We start from the raw sequence: 20237 nt of genomic DNA, 5'->3' as shown, positions 1-20237 counted from the left end.
GAAACTCTTTTGCCCTATATGGAACAAGTATGTTCCAATCGACACCATGACTGTTCCAAGCGGTCGTCAGGCCGAGGATCACCGGGCGTCCATGACGCGCATGCGCGTCCTGTGGTCGTTCGCGCGCCCCCACACCGGCACGCTGGTGCTGGGACTGCTGCTGGCGCTGCTGGGCTCGGGGCTCGGGCTGGCCACGCCGATGGTCACCAAGTGGGTGCTGGACGCGCTCGGCGAGTCGGCGTCGCTGACCGGTCCCGTCGTGACGCTGCTGGTGCTGTTCGCGGTCGGCGGCCTGGTCGCGTTCTTGCAGTGGACCCTGCTGGGAACGCTGGGGGAACGCGTGGTGCTGGAGGCTCGCGAGTCCATGGTGCGGCGCTTCCTGCGCGCCACCGTGCCCGCCGTCACCCGCCACCCCACGGGCGAGCTGGTCACCCGGGTCACCTCCGACACCGTGCTGCTGCGCGAGGCCGCCACGGGCGCGCTGGTCGGCCTGATCAACGGGGCGGTGATGCTGGTCGGCACGCTGGCGCTGATGGCGGTGCTCGACCTGGTGCTGCTGGCCACCACCGTGGCGGCGGTCGTGCTGGTCGGCGTCCTGTTCGGGGTGCTGATGCCGGGCATCGCCAAGTCGCAGCAGCGTGCCCAGGAGCACATCGGACGGCTCGGCGGGGTGCTGGAGGGCACGCTGCGCGCCGTCCGCACCGTGAAGGTGAGCCGCGCCGAGCACCGCACCGCCGAGCGGATCGTGGCCGACGCCCGTTCGTCGGCCGAGTACGGGGTGCGGGCGGTGCGCCGCGAGGCTTTGGCCTGGACGATCTCGTGGTCGGGCATCCAGATGGCGATCATCCTGATCCTGGCCGTGGGGGCGTGGCGGACGGCCGAGGGCCAGCTGCCGGTGTCGAGCCTGATCGCGTTCCTGCTGTACGCGTTCGGGCTCATGGAACCGATCACGGAGCTGAGTCAGAACCTCACCGCGCTGCAGTCGGGGATCGCCGCCGCCGAACGCATCCGCCAGATCGACGACCTGGAGATCGAGCCCGCCGCCCGGGACCGGCCCGTCCGCGAGCCGCGGCCGACGACCGCCCGTGGCCGCGACGCCGAGGGGCCCGTCCTGGAGCTGCGGAACGTCACCGCCGCCTACGGACCGGACGCCGCCCCGGCCGTGCGCGGCGTCGACCTGGCGATTCCCCGCCGCGGGCACGTCGCGATCGTCGGCCCGTCGGGGGCGGGCAAGACGACGCTGTTCTCCCTCATCCTGCGGTTCCTGGAACCACAGGACGGCGAACTGCTGCTCGACGGCCGCCCGTACCGTGACCTCGCCCATGACGAGATCCGGTCCCATCTGGCCTACGTGGAGCAGGACACCCCGATCGTGCCGGGCACCATCCGCGACAACCTGCTGTTCTCCCATCCCGAGGCGTCCGAGGAGGAGGTCAGGCGGGTGCTGGCGGCCGTCCGGCTCGACGCCAAGATGCAGGGCCTGCCCGACGGCCTGGACACGCCGCTGTCGGGCACGACCGTCTCGGGCGGGGAGCGCCAGCGCATCGCGCTCGCCCGCGCGCTGCTGCGCACGCCGGACGTGCTGCTGCTGGACGAGGCGACCGCGCAGCTCGACGGGCTCACCGAGGCCGCCGTCCACGACTGCATCCGTTCGCGCGCCGACTCCGGGGCCGTGGTGACGATCGCGCACCGGCTGTCGACCGTGATCGACGCGGACACCATCGTGGTGCTGGAGGCCGGCCGCGTCCGCGCCCGCGGCGGCCACGAGGAACTGCTGGCCACCGACGCGCTGTACCGGGAACTCGTCGAGGCGCTTCGCATCGCCGAACGCGCCGCCGCACCCCACGGCTCGGGCGCCGCCTAACGGCGGGCCGGGGACCCGGCCGGAGCGGAGGGCGAGTTGGAGGCCAGGACGGGCCAGGGCGCGTGCCGCTCCACGGCGGCGGCGACGCGCAGCAGGGTGGCCTCGTGGCCGTGCGGCGCGACGACCTGCAGCCCGACGGGCGTGCCGTCACGGCCCAACCCGGCGGGGATGCTGATGGCGGGGTGGCCGCTGACGTTGAACCCCCAGGTGAGGCTGACGCTCAGGGCCGTGCCGGGCCCGGCGTGCCCGTGCGCGGGAATCGGTGTCGCCGGGGTCAGCAGCACGTCGGCCCGGTCGAACACCTCGCGCAGGCGGGCGTCGTTGACCGACCGAAGCTGCGCGGCGGCCGACGGGGACGGCCGTTCCCGCATCTCCCGCCACGCCGGTTCGGGGTCCAGCAGCCGGACGGGCCCGGGCCGCCAGGTGATCACGCCCGCCTCGCTCAGCCGGTCGGCGGCGGCGCGGGCGACGGCGGCCTGCTCCGGGTCGACGGCGGCGAACCCCAGGGACGTCGACCAGGCGGCGCGCAGCCCGGCCGGGACGTCCTCGTCGACGGTGAACGGCTCGTCCAGCAGCACCGACAGGTGCAGGGCGGCGTCGCGTGCCGTGCGGACCACCGCGCCGAGCGCCGCCAGCCCCGACGGGTCGCGGGTGGGCACGCGCCCGTTGGTCGGCTTGAGCGCGAGCACCCCGCACCAGGCGGCGGGGATGCGCAGCGAGCCGGCGCCGTCGCTCCCGGTGGCCAGCGGCACGATCCCCGCGGCCACCGCCGCGGCGGAACCGGCCGACGAGCCGCCGGGCGTGCGGTCGGCGCGCCACGGGTTGAGGGTGGGGCCGCGGTCGGTGTGCCCCCAGGTCTGCCAGTCGGTGCTCGGCCGGGGCACCGACGTCAGCCCCATCACCACGCATCCTTCGCGGCGCAGCCGTTCGGTCTGCGGCGCCTGGATCCGCTGCCAGGCCTTGACGGCGATCGGCACGCCCGCGAGCCGCGGCCGCTCTCCGCGGGCCACCGCCCGGTCGACCGCCCGCGCGGTGGCCAGGGCCTGGTCGGGCCAGGTGTCGCGGAACGCGCGCAGCCGCGGGTCGACGTCGTCCAGCCGTGCCAGCGCGGCGGTCACCATGTCGACCGCCGACGCCTCGCGCCGCGTCACCATCCCCGCCACCGCGGTCGCGTCCATTGCCGCCAGGCCATCGTCCATAGCCGCCAGGCCGTCGTCCATGCGCCCCTGCCTTCACTTGCGGCCCCGCCCCCAGGACGCGATCGCTGTCGAGTTCGATGAGTCCGACAGACTACGCGCGCCCGCCGACGGTGACGATGCCGAACCCATGAGTGTAGGTCGGATCCCGTCCTGGACCTCGGGGACGATGGACGCATGGCGGATGCGTCGGCACGGCTGTTGAACCTGCTGTCCCTCTTGCAGACTCCCCGCGAATGGCCGGGCGCCGAGCTGGCCGCGCGGCTGGGCGTCAGCACGCGCACGATCCGCCGCGACATCGACCGGCTGCGCGAGCTGGGCTATCCGGTGGAGGCGACGATGGGCCCGGACGGCGGGTACCGGCTGGTCGCGGGCACCGCCATGCCGCCGCTGCTGCTGGACGACGAGGAGGCCGTGGCCATCGCGGTCGGGCTGCGCACGGCGGCGGGCAACCCGGTGGAGGGGATCGGGGAGGCGTCGGTGCGGGCGCTGGCCAAGCTGGAGCAGGTGCTGCCGTCGCGGCTGCGGCACCGCGTGGGCGCGTTCACCTCCGCGACCGTCCCCCTGCCCGCCGGCGACGGCCCCAGCGTGAACCCCGAGGACCTGGCCGTGCTGGCCTCGGCGGCCGCCGCCCGCGAACGCCTGCGGTTCGGCTACCGCGCGGGCGACGGCACCGAGAGCAGGCGCCTGGTGGAGCCGCATCGCCTGGTCGCCACGGGACGCCGCTGGTATCTGGTGGCCTTCGACAACGACCGCGACGACTGGCGGATCTTCCGCGTCGACCGGGTCCGGCGGCCGCACCGCACCGGCCAGCGCTGCGCTGCGCGCGAGCTGCCCGGCCGGGAGGACGCGGCCGCGTTCCTGACCCGCAAGATCAACTCGCTGCTCCCGTCCTACACCGCCGTGGTCACGCTGCACATGCCCGCCGAGCGGGCCCGCGGCCGCGTCGGCGACGGTCCCGACGCGGTCGAGCCGCTCGACGACAACCGGTGCCGGGTGCGCAGCGACACCGACACCCTGGAATGGCTCGCCGCCCGGCTGATCATGCTGGGCTGCGAGTTCGAGGTGCACGAACCGCCGGAGCTCATCGCGTACCTGCGGGAGCTGAGCGCCCGCACCGCCCGCGCCGTCAGTCCGATGTGAGGACGATCCCGCCGCGGATGCCGCCCGCCGGTGGGCCCCTTCAACCGAGTTGCGTACGCCGTACCCGGTTATCTACGCTCGTGGGCATTGACCGCGTACGGCGTACCCAGTTGGAGGGGTGATGGAGGAGCCGATCGTCGTGGCCGAGGGGCTGCGCAAACGCTTCGGCACGACGCAGGCACTGCGCGGCCTGGACCTGGCCGTCCCGGCGGGCACGGTGTGCGGGGTGCTGGGCCCCAACGGGGCGGGCAAGACGACGCTGATCAGGATCCTGGCGACGCTGGCGGACCCGGACGGGGGCCGGGCCCGCATCGCCGGGCACGACGTCGTGCGCGAGGCCGACCGGGTGCGGGCGCGCATCGGGCTGGCCGGGCAGTACGCCGCCGTCGACGAGAAGCTGACCGGCCGCGGCAACCTGCGCATGTTCGGCCGCCTGTACCACCTGCCGCGCCGCGAGGCGCACCGGCGGGCCGACGAGCTGCTGGAACGGTTCGGCCTGGCCGAGGCCGCCGACCGGCAGGTCGGCGGCTACTCCGGCGGCATGCGGCGCCGGCTGGACCTGATCACCTGCCTGATCCTGCGCCCGGCGGTGCTGTTCCTGGACGAGCCGACCACCGGCCTGGACCCGCGCAGCCGCGGCGAGATCTGGGACAGCATCCGCGAGCTGGTCGCCGACGGCACCACCGTCCTGCTGACCACGCAGTACCTGGACGAGGCCGACCGGCTCGCCGACGACATCGCCGTCGTCGACCACGGCCGCGTCATCGCCACCGGCACGCCCGACGCGCTCAAGGCCCGGCTCGGCGACCGGCTCGACGTCGTCCTGCGCGACCCCGCGCTGCTGGAGCGCGGCGCGTCCGTGCTGGCCGGGCTCGCCGGCGCCGAACCCGCCGTCGACGCCGAACACGCACGCCTCGGCGTCGCCCTGACGGGCGACACCGTGCGCCTGGCCGACGTGGTGCGCGAACTCGACCGCGCCGGGGTCGCCGCCGCCGACGTCAGCCTGCGCCGCCCGACGCTGGACGAGGTGTTCCTCAGCCTCACCGGCCGCCCCGCCACCGAACAGGCCGACGGGGCCGACGAGCCCGCGTCCGTGAAGGAGGCCGTGTGATGACCACTCCGACGATGCCCGCCCCGCCCACGTCCCTGGCCGGGCGGCTGCGCTGGACCTTCGCCGACGGCTCCGTGCTGGTCGGCCGGGAGCTGGGCAGGATCCGCCAGGAACCCGGCCAGCTCGTCGCCGCGCTGATCTTCCCGGGGATCCTCGTGGTGATGTTCGGCTACGTGTTCGGCAGCGCCATCCAGGTGCCCGGCGGCGGCGACTACCGCGAGTACCTGATGCCCGGGCTGTTCTCCATGATCACGTTCACCTCGGTGATGGCCGTGATGATGAAGATGGCCACCGACGCCTCCCTCGGCGTCATGGACCGGTTCCGCTCCATGCCGATGGCGCGTTCCGCGGTGCCGTTCGGGCAGGTCGGCGCGGACACGCTGGTGGGCGGGCTGCTCGCCCTGGTGATCATGGTCGGTGCCGGGCTGCTGGTCGGCTGGCGCCCGCACAACGGGCCGGTCGCCACCGCCCAGGCGTTCGCGCTGCTGCTCCTGCTGCGGTACGCGCTGAGCTGGGTGGGCTGCTACCTGGGCCTGGTGGTGCGCGACGAGCGGACCGCCGACCAGTTCGTCCCGCTGTCGCTGCCGTTCTCGATGCTGTCGAACTCGTTCGTCCCGACCGACGGGATGCCCGCCTGGCTGCGTGTGGTGGCCGAGTGCAACCCGGTCAGCGCGATGACCGCGGCCTGCCGCGACCTGTTCGGCAACCCCGGCGCCCCCACCGGAGACGACCTGCCGTGGCCGCTGGCCCACCCGGTCGCGGCGGTCCTGCTGTGGTCGGCCGTGCTGCTGGCGGTGTTCGTGCCGCTGTCGGTCCGCACCTACCAGCGCCGCGGCCGCTGACCGACGCGCCGTTCCCGCCGGGGGACGCTCATGCGCGGTTTCTCGCGGCGGCCGTCGCTCCGACGATGAGGCGGCTGAGCAGTATGTCCGTCACGCCCTTGCCCAGGGCGGCAGGGCGGGGACGCAGATACCGCAGCAGACCGCGGTCGATCGCGGCTCCGCGACGTTCGGCGGCGTCCAGATGCTGGTCGTAGTACAGGACCATGCACTGGTAGCACAGCTTCATCGGCTGACGGGCGTGGTGGAGCCGGGTCCTGATCTCCCGCAGCAGGACGCGGGCCTTGGCGGCCCGGTGGGCGATCAGGGCCCTGACCGCAGGAGTGTCGCGGGCGGCCTCCAGGTCGGCGCGGGTGACACCGAAACGCAGCAGCTCGGTCTGGGGAATGGTCAGACGGCCGTCGCGGAGATCCTCCGCGAGGTCGACCAGGTCGTCGACGCGTTGGGCGGCATCGATGACCAGCCACGTCAGGCGTTCCTCCGCGGCGGAGACCTCCGTGCCCCAGATGGCCGCGATGAACCGGGCGGTGGTCATGACCACCCGCGCGAGATCGTCGTAGTACTCCTGTTCGGTGGCGTAGCCAGTGACGTAAAGGTGGACGGCCTGCCCCCTCAGGTGAGCCAGCACGTCGCCGTGGGAAACACGGCATACGGCGAACGTGTGCAGGAACGCCCGCAGATACGGTTCCTCGGCCGTTCCCGTCGCCAGCGCCGACCGGACCTGGTCGGCCCAGGCGTGGAAACGCGCGGGGTCGCGTTCGCCGACGGGCAGGTCCACCAGTGCGTCACCCTGGACGCAGAAGGAAGCGAACGCCACCAGATGCGGCTGGATCTCCGCCGGAACCCCCAGACGCATCAGCAGGAAGATATCGGGATACCTGCGCCGCACCATGTCGGCCGCGCTGGTGTAGTCGGCGCGCAACCGGTCACCGACGATGCGCGCGGCGGTCAGCGAGTGTTCCCAGCCAGGCGCGAGGCTCACGATTCACCTCGGTCGAAGGCCGACCCGGGCACGTTCGCCGTTTCGTTCCACCTCTCGGATTCGGATGCGTCGGCGAGGACGGCGGCCCGCTCGGCGGCCGTGTCGGCCACGTGGTCGAGAAGAATCCCGGTGAGGCGGGACGTGGCGAAGCGGGCGGTGTCACACAGGTCGCCCATCAGGCGCCCGGCGACCTCAGCGGGCAGTGTCACCAGGTCCCCGGCACCGGCGGGCAGCCTGCCCAGCCCGGGCACGCGCGCCGGGACCGCGACGGCCGACCTCAACAGGCCGGTGGCCTTGACCGCCGCCCCCAGCAGAGAGGCCGCCGACGAACGGGCCGGAGCGGAGTCGACCGTAGGGGTGATCGCCTCGTCCGAGGGCTGTGGCTCGTCCAGAGCGCGGCGCAGCCGGTAGAGCTCCAGCGCCTGGCGGAAGTGCTCGGCGGTGAAATCGGCCCACGGCACGTCCAGGAAGACCAGCTCGGCGTCGGCGCAGTGCCAGGGCAGCGCGCCCGACAGGCGATGGCGGCCACCGGTGCGAATCAGCATGTCCACCTGGGGCAGCCCGGTGTCCTGCCGTAGCCGCTCGGCCAGGGCGCCGACGCTGATCCCGCCGGTCGCGGCATCGCCGGCCCTCTGGGAACCTGACCCGTTACCGGCGATCAGGGCACGGACGGCGGCCGGGAGCGCCTCGCCGCCGTCGTGGGTCAGGGCCAAGGTCAGACGCAGGCCGGTGTTACCGGCGGTGAGTTCCCGGACGCGGCGGAGCCGATGCGCCACATCGTCCGGGAGCGAGGATTCCTCGCCACCCAGCAACCCGACTCGTACACCGTGGCCGTGCAAATGCTCGGCGTTCGCGTCCAGTACCGGTTCCAGCACCTTCTGCGCCGTTTCCTCCGTACCACCCGAACCGGGGGCGGGAAGCAACGTCAGCCATCGCACTCCCGCCTCGATCGCGGCGTCCACCGCCGCGGCGAATCCCGTTTCCACAGCGGGCTGGACGTGGAGGCGGTCGATTTCAAGGTCCCGGGGCCAAGGGGGACCGCCGTCCATGATGCAGGCGACATGCCCCGCGGGCGGCTCCGTCATGCGCTCTCCAGAGTGCCGCGAACCGTAGTGATCTGATTGCGTAACGCAGCTTAGGGGCCGCTGCGGCACCCGCCATGTATCCCCACGGCGGTATCGGCGTCGACGCGCCGACAGTGACACGACTCAGCGAACGGAAGGGCTGACGAGTGAACCGGGCGGGTATCGCCAGCCACGATGCCCCCCCCCGACAGCTCACCGCCCGCTGTACCCCCCGTCTTCCTTGGAGACCATCGTGATCAACCATGTCGTGCGATCGGCCAGGTCAGCGGGCCGCGAAGAGCAGCCTCACGAGTGGACTCCAGAGGAGGTCTACGCGGCGCTGCGGGCCGAGTTCGCCGAACGCTGGCCCGCCACGCTCCACGGCCTCGGCCGCGTCCAGCGCTATGCGCTGATCCCGCCCGGAAAGCTGGTGCGTCCGCTGCTGACGGTCTGGTCGGCCCTGGCGGTCGGCGGCCGCCTGGACCACGTGCTGCCCGTGGCGGTGGGCAGCGAGGCCGCGCACACCGCCAGCCTGATGCACGACGACATCATCGACGGCGACGACATCCGCCGCTCCCGTCCCGCGGTCCACATCGCCTTCGGCGTCGAACCGGCCATCATCGCGGGCAACTCGCTGCTCATCGAGATACTCGGCTCGCTCGTCCGCGTCGCCGACCGAGGCGTGCCGCTCCAGGCCGTGCTGGAGGCGATGCGGATCGCCGCCGACGCCGGCGCCGCCGCCTGCCGCGGCGCCTATGACGAACTCGCGCTGGCCGGCCGGCTCGACTGCCCGGTCGACACGTACCTGGCTATGGCGCACGGCAAGACCGCCGTGTTCACCCGCGCGGCGTGCCAGTCCGGGGCCGTGCTCGGCGGCGCCGGCCCCGAGCAGGTCGACGCCCTGGCCGCCTACGGCGAGCAGTACGGCATGGCCTTCCAGATCCGCGACGACATGCTCGCCTACCGCACCGGCGACGCCACCTCCAAGAACGGCAAGCCCGCCGACAGCGACCTGCGCAACCGGCGCCCCACCCTCCCGCTCCTGCTGGCCTACCAGCGCGGCACCGGCCAGCAGCGCCGCACACTACGACGCGCGCTCACCCGCCGCGCCCCGTCCCTGCAACAGGTGCATCAGATCCTGCACGAGACGGGCGCCCTGGCCCGCGCCCACCACATGGCCGACCAGTACTGGGGCCGAGCCCGCCAGGCCCTGAACCGCCTGCCGCAAAGCCGCGCGCGCACCGAACTGGCCGCCATGCCCCTGCCCGCCCCGTAGGGCGACGGCCCGGCCGGTGCCGGCCGGGCCGTCTCACTCACACCCCGAACGGCGCCGGATACCGGACGACGCCTCGCGGCACGTCGGCTCCCTCATCGAGGACGAGCGCCATCAGCGCCTCGTCCGGCACCTCGAACGACACCCCGATGCCGAACCCGGACGCCCGCGTGAACCCGAACCTCGGGTAGTACTCCGGATGCCCAAGCACGATCACCAGTCGTTCGCCCTGCTGCTTGGCGGCGCGCAACGCGGCGGTCGTGACCGCCTCGCCCACGCCCTTTCTCTGGAACGCGGGCAGCACGGCGACCGGCCCCAACGCCAGCGCGGGCACGTCACCCACGTGGCACCGCGTCAGCAGCGCGTACCCGGCCACCTCGCCGCCCGGGCCTTCGGCCACCCACGCCAGGCCGGGCAGCCACGCCGCGTCCCGCCGCAACGCCTCGACCAGATCGGCCTCCTCGGCGGTGGGGAAGGCGGCCTGCAGCACCCGCCGCACCCCGGCGGCGTCCTGGGAGGTCTCGGTCCGCGTCTTCCAGCCGTTCATCGCTTCCTCCCGTCGTGCTTGTACTTCTGCCGCAGCGACTTGCTGATCGCCTTGTACCGGTTCTCGCGTTCGGCGCGCAGACGCGCGTCGCTGCGCGAGGCGATCCACTCGTTCTCGCGGACCAGCTTGTGGTAGCTGTCGAGACGGCGACGCGTCAGCACACCGTCCTCGATGGCCGCCAGCACGGCGCATCCCGGCTCGGCGCGATGCTCGCAGTCGGCGAAACGGCAGTCCGCGGCCAGTTCCTCGATGTCGGCGAACGTCTGCTCCAGCCCGTCCGCCGCGTCCCACAGGCCGACGCCGCGCAGCCCCGGCGTGTCGATGAGCACGCCGCCTGTGGGCAGCGGCAGCAGCTCGCGGTGCACGGTGGTGTGCCGTCCCTTGCCGTCCGATGCGCGCACGGCACCGGTGGCGAGCCGCTCCTCGCCGAGCAGGGCGTTGCCGAGCGTGGACTTGCCCGCGCCGGACGGCCCGATCAGCACCACCGTGCCGGTGAGCAGCGCGGCGGCCGCCTCCACGCCGAACCCGGTGGCGGCGCTGACGGCCACCACGTCCACGCCGGGCGCGGCCGCCGCGACCTCCGCCTCGATCTCGGACGTGTCGTCGACCTGGTCGGCCTTGGTGAGCACGACGACGGGACGGGCGCCGCTCTCCCAGGCCAGCGCGAGCATCCGCTCCATGCGTCCCAGGTCCACCGGGACGGCCAGCGACACGGTCACCGCGACCGTGTCGACGTTGGCGGCCAGCACCTGGCCCTGCGAGCGGCCGGACGCCGACGACCGCACGATCGCCGTACGACGCGGCAGCAGGTGCGTGACCACCGGCTGGTCACCGGGCCGCAGCACAGCCCAGTCACCCGTGCACGGCCCGTCCACCCGCAAGGTGTCGGCGCGCGCGGGCCCGTGCTCGGTGACGACGTCACAACGCCCGCGATCGACGCGGACGACACGGGCGGGTACCAGCCCTTCGGCACGGTACGCCGCGAAGGCGTCATCGAAGTACTCGTCCCAGCCGTAGACGGCAAGGACGTCAGAAGAGTCGAACAATGGATGGAACCCTTGTGTGAAGGGGCCGCCCGGCGCGCGGTAGAGCGTCAGCCGGCGACCCGGGAAATGTGGTCGGCCTCGAAGTCGCGCGCAGCGACAACCACAGCGACGGCCATAAACCACACCTCCCTTCGGTTCCAACGCCCTACTGTAGCCCTCTTGCCCGCACCGCGCCTCCCATTTCGGCAAACACCGCGACCTCTTCGGCGGCCCGTCCGACACCAGGGCACGAACCGGTGGACGACTCCTACCACCATCCATCCCGGCCGCCCCGGGCCACCGTCACCGTCTCACCGCCCCACGACAGACGCGCTCGCCGTGGTGACGTATCGCCTCCGGCCGTGGGCGCGCATCACCCGGACGAGCCGGTTCAGCCGCCGCGCCGCCCACCGCTTCCGCCAGGAGCCGAAAGGCGGCGCGTGCGTTTCGACCGGCACCTCGACGCGCGCGCCAGGGAGCCGGTGGTGAAGGAATGGCGCGACTACCTGCGCACCGTCCCCTTCACCACGGTGTAGTCGTCGTCCAGCAATCGCCGCGTTGTCATGTTCTTCACCGGCCCCCACTCGCGCGGTGACGCTCGTCCGGCCCGTTGACCGCCGCCATGTCGAAAGCTCGCCGCGGCGATCGCGACCGTGGTGAACGCGTTCGTCGAGTCCTGTCGCCATTGATCGTCTGGACGGTGGGACTGTGCCGCGCGGGGGATCATCCGGCCGCCGCCGCCAGCAGGAGACCGCCACCGGCGGCCTCGACCCAGAAGTACAGCCACGAGGGGTAGAACGCCGCCGGCCGTTCGACGGCCCGTGCGGTCAGCCGTCCTGCGGCCATGCCCAGCAGGGCGACGCCGACGGCCGCCAGAACCCCTTGGCGGGCCGCGCCGGACGCGGTCGCCGCCCAGATCAGCAGGCCACCGACGGCGACGCCGAACCCGCCGTACACAGCGCGGACCTCGGTCCGGGCATCGGCCGAGCCGAGCGTGATGCCGAACGGTCTGGCCAACGCGGCCGGCGCCACCAGGCCATACAGGCCCATCCCGAAGAAGAACACTGCCGCACAGATCGCGATCGATGTCGTCATGCCGTCAGGATGGTGCCCGTGCGCCCGTCCCCGCTTTCACGAACGTGCCGCGACGATGACGGCCCGGTGCTGTGGCTGTGGCCCGGTCAGGCGATCTACGCCGGGCCGGCGCTCGGGCTCGGCACGCATGCGGGCTCGGTCGCCTGCCTGGCCGTAGGGCTCGACGCCCCGTTTCAGGTGCGGGCGGCGGACGAGACGGCCTCAGTGCGGGCCCGCAGCGCGCTGATCGCGCCCCGCGTGCGGCACCGGCTGACCGCGGAGGGCGACCGGATGCTGTTCTGCTATCTCGACCCGGGCTCTCCCCGGTCGGTCGCCTGCGAGCGGCGCATGACCGGCGGCGGCGCACCCGTCCGGACCGGCCACCGGGACGAAAGTGCCCTGCTGGCCCTGGCCGCGGACCTGCGCCCGGGCGGCCCGGCGCGCGGCTGGCTGGACCTGGCGGCTCCTGACGACCTGGCCGGGCCGCACTACCCGGATCCGCGTATTCGCGCTGTCACCGCACTGCTGCTCGCGCAGACCCACCGCACCGTCACCGCCGAGGAGGGCGCCGCCGCCTGCGGGCTGTCCGCGTCACGGTTCCTGCACCTGTTCAAGGCGCACACTGGGACGAGTTTCCGGCGTTACCGGCTGTGGGCGCGGATGCTGGCCGCCGGCCGGGCGATCGGCGCAGGCGGCGACCTCACCAGGGCCGCAACCGACGCGGGGTTCGCGAGTTCCGCGCACTTCAGCGACGCTTTCCACCGCATGTTCGGACTCCAGCCCAGCCGACTGCTGGCCACCGGCCTCACCATCGTGGACGGCACGACCATCTGACACCGAGCCCGCCCGAGCCCACCAGACTCCAGTTGCTCTCAGGCGCCCCCCGTCGTCACTCGCTGCCGACGTCCGCCGCAGGCGTGGGCAGCGGCGAACCGTTCTGTCACCGGCCATTCGTTGGCTGTGCGCGCCGACCCCCTTCTCAGTGAGGATCGGGATGTTCACGACGGCCGGCCCGACGAGCGCGATGATGACCGTCAGCCCGGCGAACACCACCGCCGAGCCCGCGGTGCCCACGGCGCGGCCCGCGGCCTCCTCGCCGTCCCGTCCCTCCCGCAGCTCGTGCCGGGAGCGGGACACGATGAACAGGGCGTAGTCGATAGCCACGGCCAGGCCGAGCATCAGCGCGAGCGTGGGGGTGGTGGAGCTCGCCGACCCGGTTGACCAGCCGGCTCAGTGCGTACGAGACGCATGGGCAGTGCCTGGGCGCCCATCCTCATGGACGCCAGCCCCCAAGTTGTTGGTGTGACCCACAAATGCTTATGATTGGCGATGCCAACGTTGGAATTGCCAACAATATGGGGGAGTCATGGATCACGTCGACCGTCATGAGCTCACCGACCTCGTGGCCCGCCTCGGGCGCTGCTTGGACGAGAAGCGCTTCCGGGAAGTGCGGACCGTCTTCACCGACGACGCGTCGGTCAGCACTGCGAGCGGTGCAGTACAGGGAATCGATGCCCTCGTGGAGAAGGCTCGCAGGGTCCGCCCCGCCGGCGTGTTCACCCAGAGCTTCATCACCAACCCCCTCATCGACGTGGACGGTGACACAGCCACGATCACCGCCAATCTGCTCGCCGTCTTCGTCGGCCAGCCAGAAGGAGGAGGGCGATTCTTCGGCGAGCGCTACCACCTGACCGCCGCCCGCACCCCGCGAGGATGGCGGATCTCCCGAGTGGAAGGCGTACCCCTGTGGGAGGCCCCCTTGCCCGAGATCACCCCCTTCCACCCGGACGCCGCCCAAGCCGCCACGGGCACCACCGCACCGGGGCTCTCGGAGTGAACCGCAACGGAGACCGTCGTTAGCGGAGCTCCCGCAACTCGGAGGGACCCTCTGGCCTGGCAAGTGAAGCGCGCCAACCACACCGCGCCCCAAAGGTGAACCGGCACCAGATCGCCGGTGCTGATCGCCTACTCCACGAACCTTGGGCTGACCCGGATGGCCGATGCCCGCGGCGTCTCCTATGAAGTGCTGGCCTGGACCGCCAAGGTGTACTTGCGCAAGGAGACGCTGCGGCCGGCGAACCCGGCGCTGATCGGCCGCCACCACGAGCTGCCGGTGGCGCGGCGGTGTTCCGCTCGGACACCGTCTCCTCGGACGGGCAGCGGTTTCCTCACCCGCGGCAGCTCGGCCGCCGTCCGGGCGGGTGGCGGTTTCCTACCCGCGGCAGGTCGGTCACCGCCCCGGGGGAGCGGCGTCGAAGTTTTCCGGAGTGACGTCCGCGGCGGCGCGGCGGTGGCTGGTGGCACCGCTGGCGAAGGTCGGCCTTCAAGGAGGATCGGACCGTTGGCAGTAGAGCCAACGTAACCGTCAGCGTGTGCGTCGGCGGGCGGCTGAGTCGGCGTCGGCGGTGATGCGGGCAGAAGTGTGTTCGCCGAGGTGGACGTAGGCACCCAGGCCGGCCAGGTGGGCGTGGCGGCTCTTGGCTTGGAGTTCGGCGGCGGTGCGGCCGGCGGCGGCCAGGTGCTGCAGCGTCGAGTGGCGCAGTTGGTGCAGTGTCCACCCCTCGCCGTGTGAGCGGATACGAGCCAACGCGGGCCAGCGTGACAGGTAATGCAGATTCTGTGTCCCACCGTTCGCACAGCTGGTCAACCCAATCTCGATGGCTTGTGCGACCGCTTCCACGGCTTCCTCTGCCGACGGGCCTAGCGCAGGAGCGTGGCGACCAGGGTGCGGGTGAGCCATGCCTGGTAGTCGTCGTAGGACCAGCCGGAGTCGGTGACGAGGCTGTCGTGGACTCCGGCGCTCATCAGCGCGACGGCGATGTCGGTGGCCCGCGGGTCGACGGGATGGCCCGCCCTGTGGACCCGGTCGATGACCATCTGGACGCCGAGCCGGTTCCGGCGGGCTCCTTCGGCTTGGGTGGCGGCGATCTGAGGATCGACCGCGGCGCCCGAGGCCAGCATCGCGACGATGTCGCCGCAGCGTTCTCGCACCTGGCGGCTCGCTCTGGCCAGCAGTCCGAGCAGCTCGACCGGATCGGTCAGCTCGGCCGCCTCGGCCATCAGATCCGGGAAGCCGGCCTCCTCATCCATCAGATCGACCAGCCCGGCCAGCACGCCGGCCTTGGAGCCGAAGTGGGCGTAAATGGTCTGCGGCGAGACGCCGGCCTCCTTGGCGATCGTCCTGATCGGTGTGCGGGCGTAGCCGTTGGCGGCGAACAGCCGGCGGGCCGCGCTGAGGATCGTGTGCAGGGTCAGCGCCTCGCGCCGGTCCCGCAGCCGGACGATCCCAGGCAGGTCGGTCATGTACCCTCCTGGTTGATTGGAACAACGTTCCAAGTATCAAATCAACGTTCCAAGTCTAACTTGGCGACTGGAGGAGTACGGATGAAGCTCGTCGTGTTCGGAGCCAACGGCCCCACCGGACGGCTGGTCACCCGGCAGGCGCTCGATGAAGGCCATGCCGTCACCGCCGTGACCCGCAACCCCGACGCCTTCCCGATCCGCGACCCGCGGCTACGCGTGGCCGCCGCCGACGCCCTGGAGGCGGCGCAGGTCGACGAGGTCGTGGCCGGGCACGACCGCGTGATCTCCACACTCGGCGTCCCCTACACCAGGGAACCGGTCACCATCTTCTCCCAGGGCGCCCGCAACATCGCCGCTGCGATGGACCGCCATGGCCTGCGGCGGCTGGTGTGCGTGACCTCGATCGGCGTCCATCCCGAACTCGCGCCTGAGGAGAAGCTGATCTTCCGCAAGGTGGTCGGACCGCTGCTGCTGTCGATGGGCCGCCCGCTGTACGAGGACGCACGCCGCATGGAGGACATCGTGCGGGCCACCGATCTCGACTGGACCATCGTCCGCCCGTCGGGGCTGTTCGACACCGACACCGTCAGCGACTACCGGATCGCCGTCGAGCCGCAGCGGCTGCCCGGGATGTTCACCTCCCGCACCGACCTCGCCGACGTCCTGGTCCGCGAGGCCGTGGACGACCTGCACGTGCGCACCTGCATTGAAGTGATCACCACTCAGGGCACCCCCAGCTACGCCCGCGTGTTCCTCAAGGAGGCGCTGCGCCTCGGCAAGTAAGCATCGCGGACACGATGACGTCAGGACCGGTGCCCGGTCTCGGTGGTCAACCAGTTCACTCGCCTCAACGCCGTCAGGAATCCGTCGGCACCAGCAGCGAACTGGAGCCCTTGGCCAAGGGCGCCGCCCGCCTCGACGACGACCCCCGAGCCGTGCTGTGCACCGCCGTGGGCTGGGAGCTGTTCACCAAGCTCCTGCACGTCCACCACACCGCCGAGGACGACGCGCTGTGGCCCGCACTGCGCCAGACGCTGGCCGGCCCGACGATCCGGCGCTGCTGGAGGCGATGGAAGCCGAGCACGCCGCCGTCGATGAGGTCATCGAGGCCATCGACACGGCGCTGGCCGACCCCGCTGCTCCGCTCGACCATCCGCGCCCTGGTCGCCCGGCACCGCGGTCGTGATCCTGACGCCCGGGGGCGGCTACGGCGAAGGCTCCGGCGTGGACCGTGAGATCACCCGCGGCACGCTGCCGCGCGCACTGGCCGCGGCCGCCTGGCAAGGGGCCATCATGTAAGATCAAAGTGGATATTCGAGGCTACATTCGGAGGCTGCTCCGAGGCCCTACCGTACGAATAGTAAAAGGCTGACCTCGGAGTGCGGCCAGAGGCGGGGCGATGAGCGACATAGACGACCAGATCGTCGAGGAGTTCCGGGCGAACGCGGGGCGGGTCGGCGGCCAACTGGCCGGTATGCCGGTGCTACTGCTACACCACCGAGGACGCAAGAGCGGCATCGAGCGGGTCACCCCGATGGTGTACCTGCCATCGGACGACGAGAACGTCGTATTCGTGATGGCCTCGAATTGGGGTGCACCCGAGAACGCCGGGTGGTACTACAACATCACCACCGCTGGTAAGGCCGAGATCGAAAGCGGCACCGAAACCTATCCGGTGACGGTGCGCGAGCTGAAAGGCGAGGAACGCGACCGAGTCTGGGCCACCGTGGTGCAGCGCTACCCCGTCTTCCGCGACTACGAGAAGAAGACCGCCGGCATTCGCACCATCCCGGTGGTGGAACTGACCCGCGCCTGAGCCGGGTCAGCTCCTCAGTGGATGTCAGACAGGTGACGCGGTCATCAGCTACAACTGCAACGGCATTTATGTGAGTGGGTAGCCGCGTCACCGGTAGTGGCTGAGGCGCGCTTGGTGCTGGCGTTTGCGACGCCAGGTCGGCCACGACCAGACGTGTCCGGCGGTGTGAACGCCGTGGATGACCAGCTCGATCAACAAGCGGCGGATTTCCGGTAGCTGTAAGCGATCATGCTGGGTTCGCCGGAGCCGGTTCTCCCTTTATGACCAGGGAACGGGAGACCGCGAGCCAGGCGTGCGCGAGCATCGACAAGGTGATGTGGGCGTACCAGGCCCGCCGGCTGCGGACCTGGTAGTGGTCCAGATCGGCTTCGTTCGTCGGCCCGCTGGAACCTTCGTGGGTCGTTTCGTTGATCTTCGGCCCGGAGTTCGAGTGAACTGAAGGGTTCTCACGATGAACCCATGGACTCTCAGGCTCTATGGGCGGTTCTGGCCCTTGGGGTCGGTGGAATCGGAGGGTCGGCGCGCCCAGAAGAGCGCGTGGCCGCTGTCACCTTCGGCGATGAAGTCCTGGACGGTGACCTGTAGGCCGGCCTGCTGGATCCATGACCGGTAGGTGGCCGCGTCGGCCTGGCTCCACCACATGGTGGCGGGGCCGCCGAGCCAGTTGTCCTCGGCGCCGGTCCAGGCGTCTTGGCCGACGGTCGTCAGAAGCCATCCGCCCGGGCGTAGCCATTGGGCGATGCGCCGGAGAAGGCCGGGTTGTTGGTCGAGCGGCATGTGGATGAGGGCGTAGAGACAGACCACCGCGTCGAAAGAGCCGTTCGGGAAACGTATCTGTGTGGCGTCCGCTCGGATGAAAGTGGCGTCCGGGACGAGGCGACGGGCGCGCTCAATTTGAACATCGCTGACGTCCACGCCGGTCACACGGTGCCCGGCTGTGCTGAGGCATCGGGCGACTGGGATGCCGCATCCGCATCCGACGTCGAGGACTTCTGCGTGTCCGGGGAGACGAGTTCGCAGGTCGGCCAGCCAGGCGTCGTACTGCTCCGTTGGATCGTCGTCGTCGCCGCGGTAGTGGTGGGACAGGGCGTTGTAGCCAGCTCGGACCAGGTCACTTCCACTGCCGGTGTCCATGGCGGCAGGCTAGGCGCCGTCCGGGCTGTCAGCCGAGTGGTTTTCTGCCTGAGAACGGTCAGGGAACTCTGGGTTATTCATCACTGCGTGGAGCGTCGCGCCCGTAGGGGGTCAGCGCGCGCAGGCCCGTGCCGTGCATGGGAGTGTCCTCGGTCAGTTCGGTGGGATCGATGCCGAGTGGTTCGTCCGTGTCGATGCCCTCGGTGGGGTCGTCCTCGCCCCATTCGTCGTCATCGGTGACCTCGCGTTCCCAGATGATGTCACCGTTCTTGGCGCAGGCCCACGCCGCCGTTCCGCCATAGCCGCGGCCGGCGAATCCCCAGGCGACGCCGAACCGGGTGCTCAGCCGTCGCAGTGCGTCGCGTGTGCGGGCGTACCACTTCTCGTCCCATGCGGGATAGCACCAGCCGCTGACGATGAGCGTCCAGCCGTCGAGTTCGGGAGTGATGAACGCCTCCGCCCGATCCGGATGCTCGACCGGTGGCGCCGTCCACCACGATCCACTGGCGACGGCCAGTCCCAGATCGAAGTACATCGGGCCGGGATCGGAGAACTCCAGGGTCTTCAGGATGTCCTCCTGCTCACCACCGGGAACGGCGAAGCAGCTGTTCTCCCAGATCGACTGCGGGCGGTCGGCGGCGGCCTTGGCCCCGAGGTAACGCCGCCACAGTTCCTGGTCCTCGGGGGAGAGGACGTCAGGTCCGCCGATGTTCACCATCGTGCGGAAGGCGGCGGGGCGATACGCGGCCGGACCTGAGCGGCGCACCTTCCGCAGCGCGTCCAGCACTCCGGGCCCGATCTCCTGCAACGCCCACGCGGCGCGCTGTCGCACGTTCGCGTCGGGGTCACCGAGCAGCCGGATCAGGGCGTCGGAGGCGGGCAGTGCCTCCTCGCCCATCCTCTGCAGGCAGAGGGCCGCACCCGCCCGGACGTCGGGCGAGGGATGCTCGAGCGACTCCATGAGGCGGTCCCAGTGCTCGCCGAAGAAACCACCGAACGTCCAGCGTGCCCGGCGGGCCGGCTCTTCCGGCAGGTCGGCGGCGACGGCGTCACGGACCGCGCAGAACGCCGGATCGCCCAGCTGTCTCAGCAGCGTGCCCGCTCGGGCCCAGTCCAGAGGCGACTTCTCATCGACCAGTTCCGCCACCAACGCGTCCACCCCGGCGCCACCGAGTTCCTTGAAGGCGTTCCAGGCGGGTCTCCAGGTCTCCTCATCCGGCGCCGACAAGTCCCTGATCAGTCGGTCGAGATCCATCTCAGTGATCATAGAAGCGATCTACGAGGTCGTGGCCTATGGGGAGGGCGGCCAAGCCAAGCCCGAGTCACAGGCCCGGTCAGCGGCGACGGTGGCGTGGCGCCGGGTCGTGTTCCGCCGTGATGCGGGCGTCGGTCTCCTCGCCGAGGCGGACGTAGAAGCCGAGGCCGCCCAGGTAAGTGTGGCCGTGGCTTGTCCGCGGCTTCGGCGATTCAGTCGACACCAGGGCCGAGACGAGACCGTGCCTTCGGGGCGGCGCGCAGCGCGGGGGCCGCACGCGCCCTGATCGGATCACGCGCAGGTGCCGCGCCGCGAACAGCAGCAACTCCTCCTTGCTGTGGAAATTCCCTGCACCGGGGCCAGTGGAGGCGCAGATCTGATGTCGCGGTTCGCCGCGCGCCGCAGGAACGAGGCAGGGGGATGATCCGGGCCGGCGATGAAGCGGATCTGAATCCATGTCAGGGGCTTGGCCTGGTCGGTGCGGGTGGTCAGCAGCACGGGCATGGGCTGCTGGGCGGGCCAGTCGATGACGACGTCGACGTCTGCGACGGTCGGTTGGCTCGGACACGCGGCGACGGCGTCGGACTCGGCTGGTGACAGACCCCTTTCGC

General features: G+C 71.4%; 22 protein-coding genes and 2 pseudogenes. 11 read left to right on the top strand and 13 right to left on the bottom strand.

What is annotated here, in order from left to right; all coding sequences use genetic code 11:
* Positions 1-100: 100 nt before the first annotated feature.
* Positions 101-1864 carry an ABC transporter ATP-binding protein gene (locus tag ABD811_RS12780; RefSeq protein WP_344946430.1) on the top strand — a complete coding sequence of 588 codons (1764 nt, stop codon included), beginning with the start codon at positions 101-103 and terminating at the stop codon, positions 1862-1864.
* Here the strand turns inward: ABD811_RS12780 and ABD811_RS12775 are convergent.
* On the bottom strand, positions 1861-3084 hold the full coding sequence (locus tag ABD811_RS12775) for an amidase (RefSeq protein ID WP_344945783.1): 1224 nt from the start codon (positions 3082-3084) through the stop codon (positions 1861-1863). The two genes, ABD811_RS12780 and ABD811_RS12775, sit on opposite strands and share 4 nt — an antisense overlap.
* 153 nt (positions 3085-3237) lie before the next feature.
* Here ABD811_RS12775 and ABD811_RS12770 point away from each other — a divergent pair, with 153 nt between their 5' ends.
* The 3 genes from ABD811_RS12770 to ABD811_RS12760 all read left to right on the top strand — a co-directional run bounded on the left by ABD811_RS12770 (position 3238) and on the right by ABD811_RS12760 (position 6156).
* On the top strand, positions 3238-4203 hold the full coding sequence (locus tag ABD811_RS12770) for a helix-turn-helix transcriptional regulator (RefSeq protein ID WP_344945780.1): 966 nt from the start codon (positions 3238-3240) through the stop codon (positions 4201-4203).
* Between the two features lie 121 nt (positions 4204-4324).
* Positions 4325-5314, top strand: a complete 990-nt coding sequence (locus ABD811_RS12765) for an ATP-binding cassette domain-containing protein (RefSeq protein WP_344945777.1) — start codon at positions 4325-4327, stop codon at positions 5312-5314.
* The gene (locus tag ABD811_RS12760) at positions 5314-6156 is read left to right on the top strand and encodes an ABC transporter permease (protein ID WP_344945774.1); all 843 of its coding nucleotides are present in this window, start codon (positions 5314-5316) and stop codon (positions 6154-6156) included. The genes ABD811_RS12765 and ABD811_RS12760 overlap by 1 nt, the downstream gene beginning before the upstream one ends.
* A 28-nt stretch (positions 6157-6184) precedes the next feature.
* Here ABD811_RS12760 and ABD811_RS12755 read toward each other — a convergent pair whose 3' ends face one another.
* Positions 6185-7135, bottom strand: coding sequence for a phytoene/squalene synthase family protein (locus tag ABD811_RS12755; protein WP_344945771.1), 951 nt, complete (start codon positions 7133-7135; stop codon positions 6185-6187).
* Positions 7132-8289, bottom strand: a complete 1158-nt coding sequence (locus tag ABD811_RS12750) for an undecaprenyl diphosphate synthase family protein (RefSeq protein WP_344945768.1) — start codon at positions 8287-8289, stop codon at positions 7132-7134. The genes ABD811_RS12755 and ABD811_RS12750 overlap by 4 nt, the downstream gene beginning before the upstream one ends.
* A gap of 163 nt (positions 8290-8452) precedes the next feature.
* Between ABD811_RS12750 and ABD811_RS12745 the strand changes: the two genes are divergently transcribed.
* Positions 8453-9475, top strand: coding sequence for a polyprenyl synthetase family protein (locus ABD811_RS12745; protein ID WP_344945764.1), 1023 nt, complete (start codon positions 8453-8455; stop codon positions 9473-9475).
* Positions 9476-9512: 37 nt separating this feature from the next.
* Here ABD811_RS12745 and ABD811_RS12740 read toward each other — a convergent pair whose 3' ends face one another.
* The 3 genes from ABD811_RS12740 to ABD811_RS12730 form a co-directional block, all read right to left on the bottom strand.
* Positions 9513-10019, bottom strand: coding sequence for a GNAT family N-acetyltransferase (locus ABD811_RS12740; protein WP_344945761.1), 507 nt, complete (start codon positions 10017-10019; stop codon positions 9513-9515).
* Positions 10016-11065 (bottom strand): ribosome small subunit-dependent GTPase A, encoded by a 1050-nt coding sequence (gene rsgA, locus ABD811_RS12735; protein WP_344945758.1) that lies wholly within the window; start codon positions 11063-11065, stop codon positions 10016-10018. Before rsgA ends, ABD811_RS12740 begins: the two co-directional genes overlap by 4 nt.
* A 702-nt stretch (positions 11066-11767) precedes the next feature.
* Positions 11768-12139, bottom strand: coding sequence for a DUF4345 family protein (locus ABD811_RS12730; protein WP_344945755.1), 372 nt, complete (start codon positions 12137-12139; stop codon positions 11768-11770).
* Between the two features lie 66 nt (positions 12140-12205).
* On the opposite strand from ABD811_RS12730, the gene ABD811_RS12725 reads away from it, so the two are divergent.
* Entirely contained in the window at positions 12206-12952 is a 747-nt protein-coding gene (locus ABD811_RS12725) for a helix-turn-helix domain-containing protein (RefSeq protein ID WP_344945753.1), read from the top strand.
* 195 nt (positions 12953-13147) lie between these two features.
* On the opposite strand, the pseudogene ABD811_RS43960 reads toward ABD811_RS12725, so the two are convergent.
* Positions 13148-13297 (bottom strand): annotated as a pseudogene (locus tag ABD811_RS43960) (MMPL family transporter); the annotation flags it as partial.
* Between the two features lie 187 nt (positions 13298-13484).
* On the opposite strand from ABD811_RS43960, the gene ABD811_RS12715 reads away from it, so the two are divergent.
* Positions 13485-13955, top strand: a complete 471-nt coding sequence (locus tag ABD811_RS12715) for a nuclear transport factor 2 family protein (RefSeq protein WP_344945750.1) — start codon at positions 13485-13487, stop codon at positions 13953-13955.
* Between the two features lie 117 nt (positions 13956-14072).
* A complete protein-coding gene (locus tag ABD811_RS43955; protein WP_425549397.1) occupies positions 14073-14480 on the top strand; it encodes a Tn3 family transposase in 408 nt (135 codons plus the stop codon).
* Positions 14481-14483: 3 nt separating this feature from the next.
* On the opposite strand, the gene ABD811_RS12710 is transcribed toward ABD811_RS43955, so the two are convergent.
* Together ABD811_RS12710 and ABD811_RS12705 are read right to left on the bottom strand one after the other, a co-directional pair.
* Positions 14484-14798 carry a hypothetical protein gene (locus ABD811_RS12710; RefSeq protein ID WP_344945747.1) on the bottom strand — a complete coding sequence of 105 codons (315 nt, stop codon included), beginning with the start codon at positions 14796-14798 and terminating at the stop codon, positions 14484-14486.
* 20 nt (positions 14799-14818) lie between these two features.
* Positions 14819-15421, bottom strand: a complete 603-nt coding sequence (locus ABD811_RS12705; RefSeq protein ID WP_344945744.1) for a TetR/AcrR family transcriptional regulator — start codon at positions 15419-15421, stop codon at positions 14819-14821.
* Between the two features lie 81 nt (positions 15422-15502).
* Here ABD811_RS12705 and ABD811_RS12700 point away from each other — a divergent pair, with 81 nt between their 5' ends.
* The 3 genes from ABD811_RS12700 (at position 15503) to ABD811_RS12690 (ending at position 17237) form a co-directional block, all read left to right on the top strand.
* Positions 15503-16204: an NAD(P)-dependent oxidoreductase gene (locus ABD811_RS12700; RefSeq protein ID WP_344945741.1), complete on the top strand. Its 702-nt coding sequence runs from the start codon at positions 15503-15505 to the stop codon at positions 16202-16204.
* A gap of 229 nt (positions 16205-16433) precedes the next feature.
* On the top strand, positions 16434-16607 hold the full coding sequence (locus ABD811_RS12695; protein WP_344945738.1) for a hypothetical protein: 174 nt from the start codon (positions 16434-16436) through the stop codon (positions 16605-16607).
* Between the two features lie 213 nt (positions 16608-16820).
* Positions 16821-17237, top strand: coding sequence for a nitroreductase family deazaflavin-dependent oxidoreductase (locus ABD811_RS12690; RefSeq protein WP_344945736.1), 417 nt, complete (start codon positions 16821-16823; stop codon positions 17235-17237).
* 226 nt (positions 17238-17463) lie between these two features.
* Here ABD811_RS12690 and ABD811_RS12685 read toward each other — a convergent pair.
* The 4 genes and pseudogenes from ABD811_RS12685 to ABD811_RS12670 form a co-directional block, all read right to left on the bottom strand.
* Positions 17464-17610: pseudogene (locus tag ABD811_RS12685) on the bottom strand (IS701 family transposase); the annotation flags it as partial.
* A gap of 101 nt (positions 17611-17711) precedes the next feature.
* Entirely contained in the window at positions 17712-18371 is a 660-nt protein-coding gene (locus ABD811_RS12680; protein WP_344945734.1) for a class I SAM-dependent methyltransferase, read from the bottom strand.
* Between the two features lie 73 nt (positions 18372-18444).
* The gene (locus ABD811_RS12675; protein ID WP_344945731.1) at positions 18445-19626 is read right to left on the bottom strand and encodes a HEAT repeat domain-containing protein; all 1182 of its coding nucleotides are present in this window, start codon (positions 19624-19626) and stop codon (positions 18445-18447) included.
* A gap of 79 nt (positions 19627-19705) precedes the next feature.
* Positions 19706-19951, bottom strand: a complete 246-nt coding sequence (locus ABD811_RS12670) for a hypothetical protein (protein WP_344945728.1) — start codon at positions 19949-19951, stop codon at positions 19706-19708.
* Between the last annotated feature and the right edge of the window lie 286 nt (positions 19952-20237).

The organism is Actinomadura miaoliensis, from assembly GCF_039536785.1.
In the GTDB taxonomy this organism is placed as follows: domain Bacteria; phylum Actinomycetota; class Actinomycetes; order Streptosporangiales; family Streptosporangiaceae; genus Spirillospora; species Spirillospora miaoliensis.
Note: the sequence above shows the minus strand (reverse complement) of the source record. Positions and strands in the feature narration are given on the sequence as shown.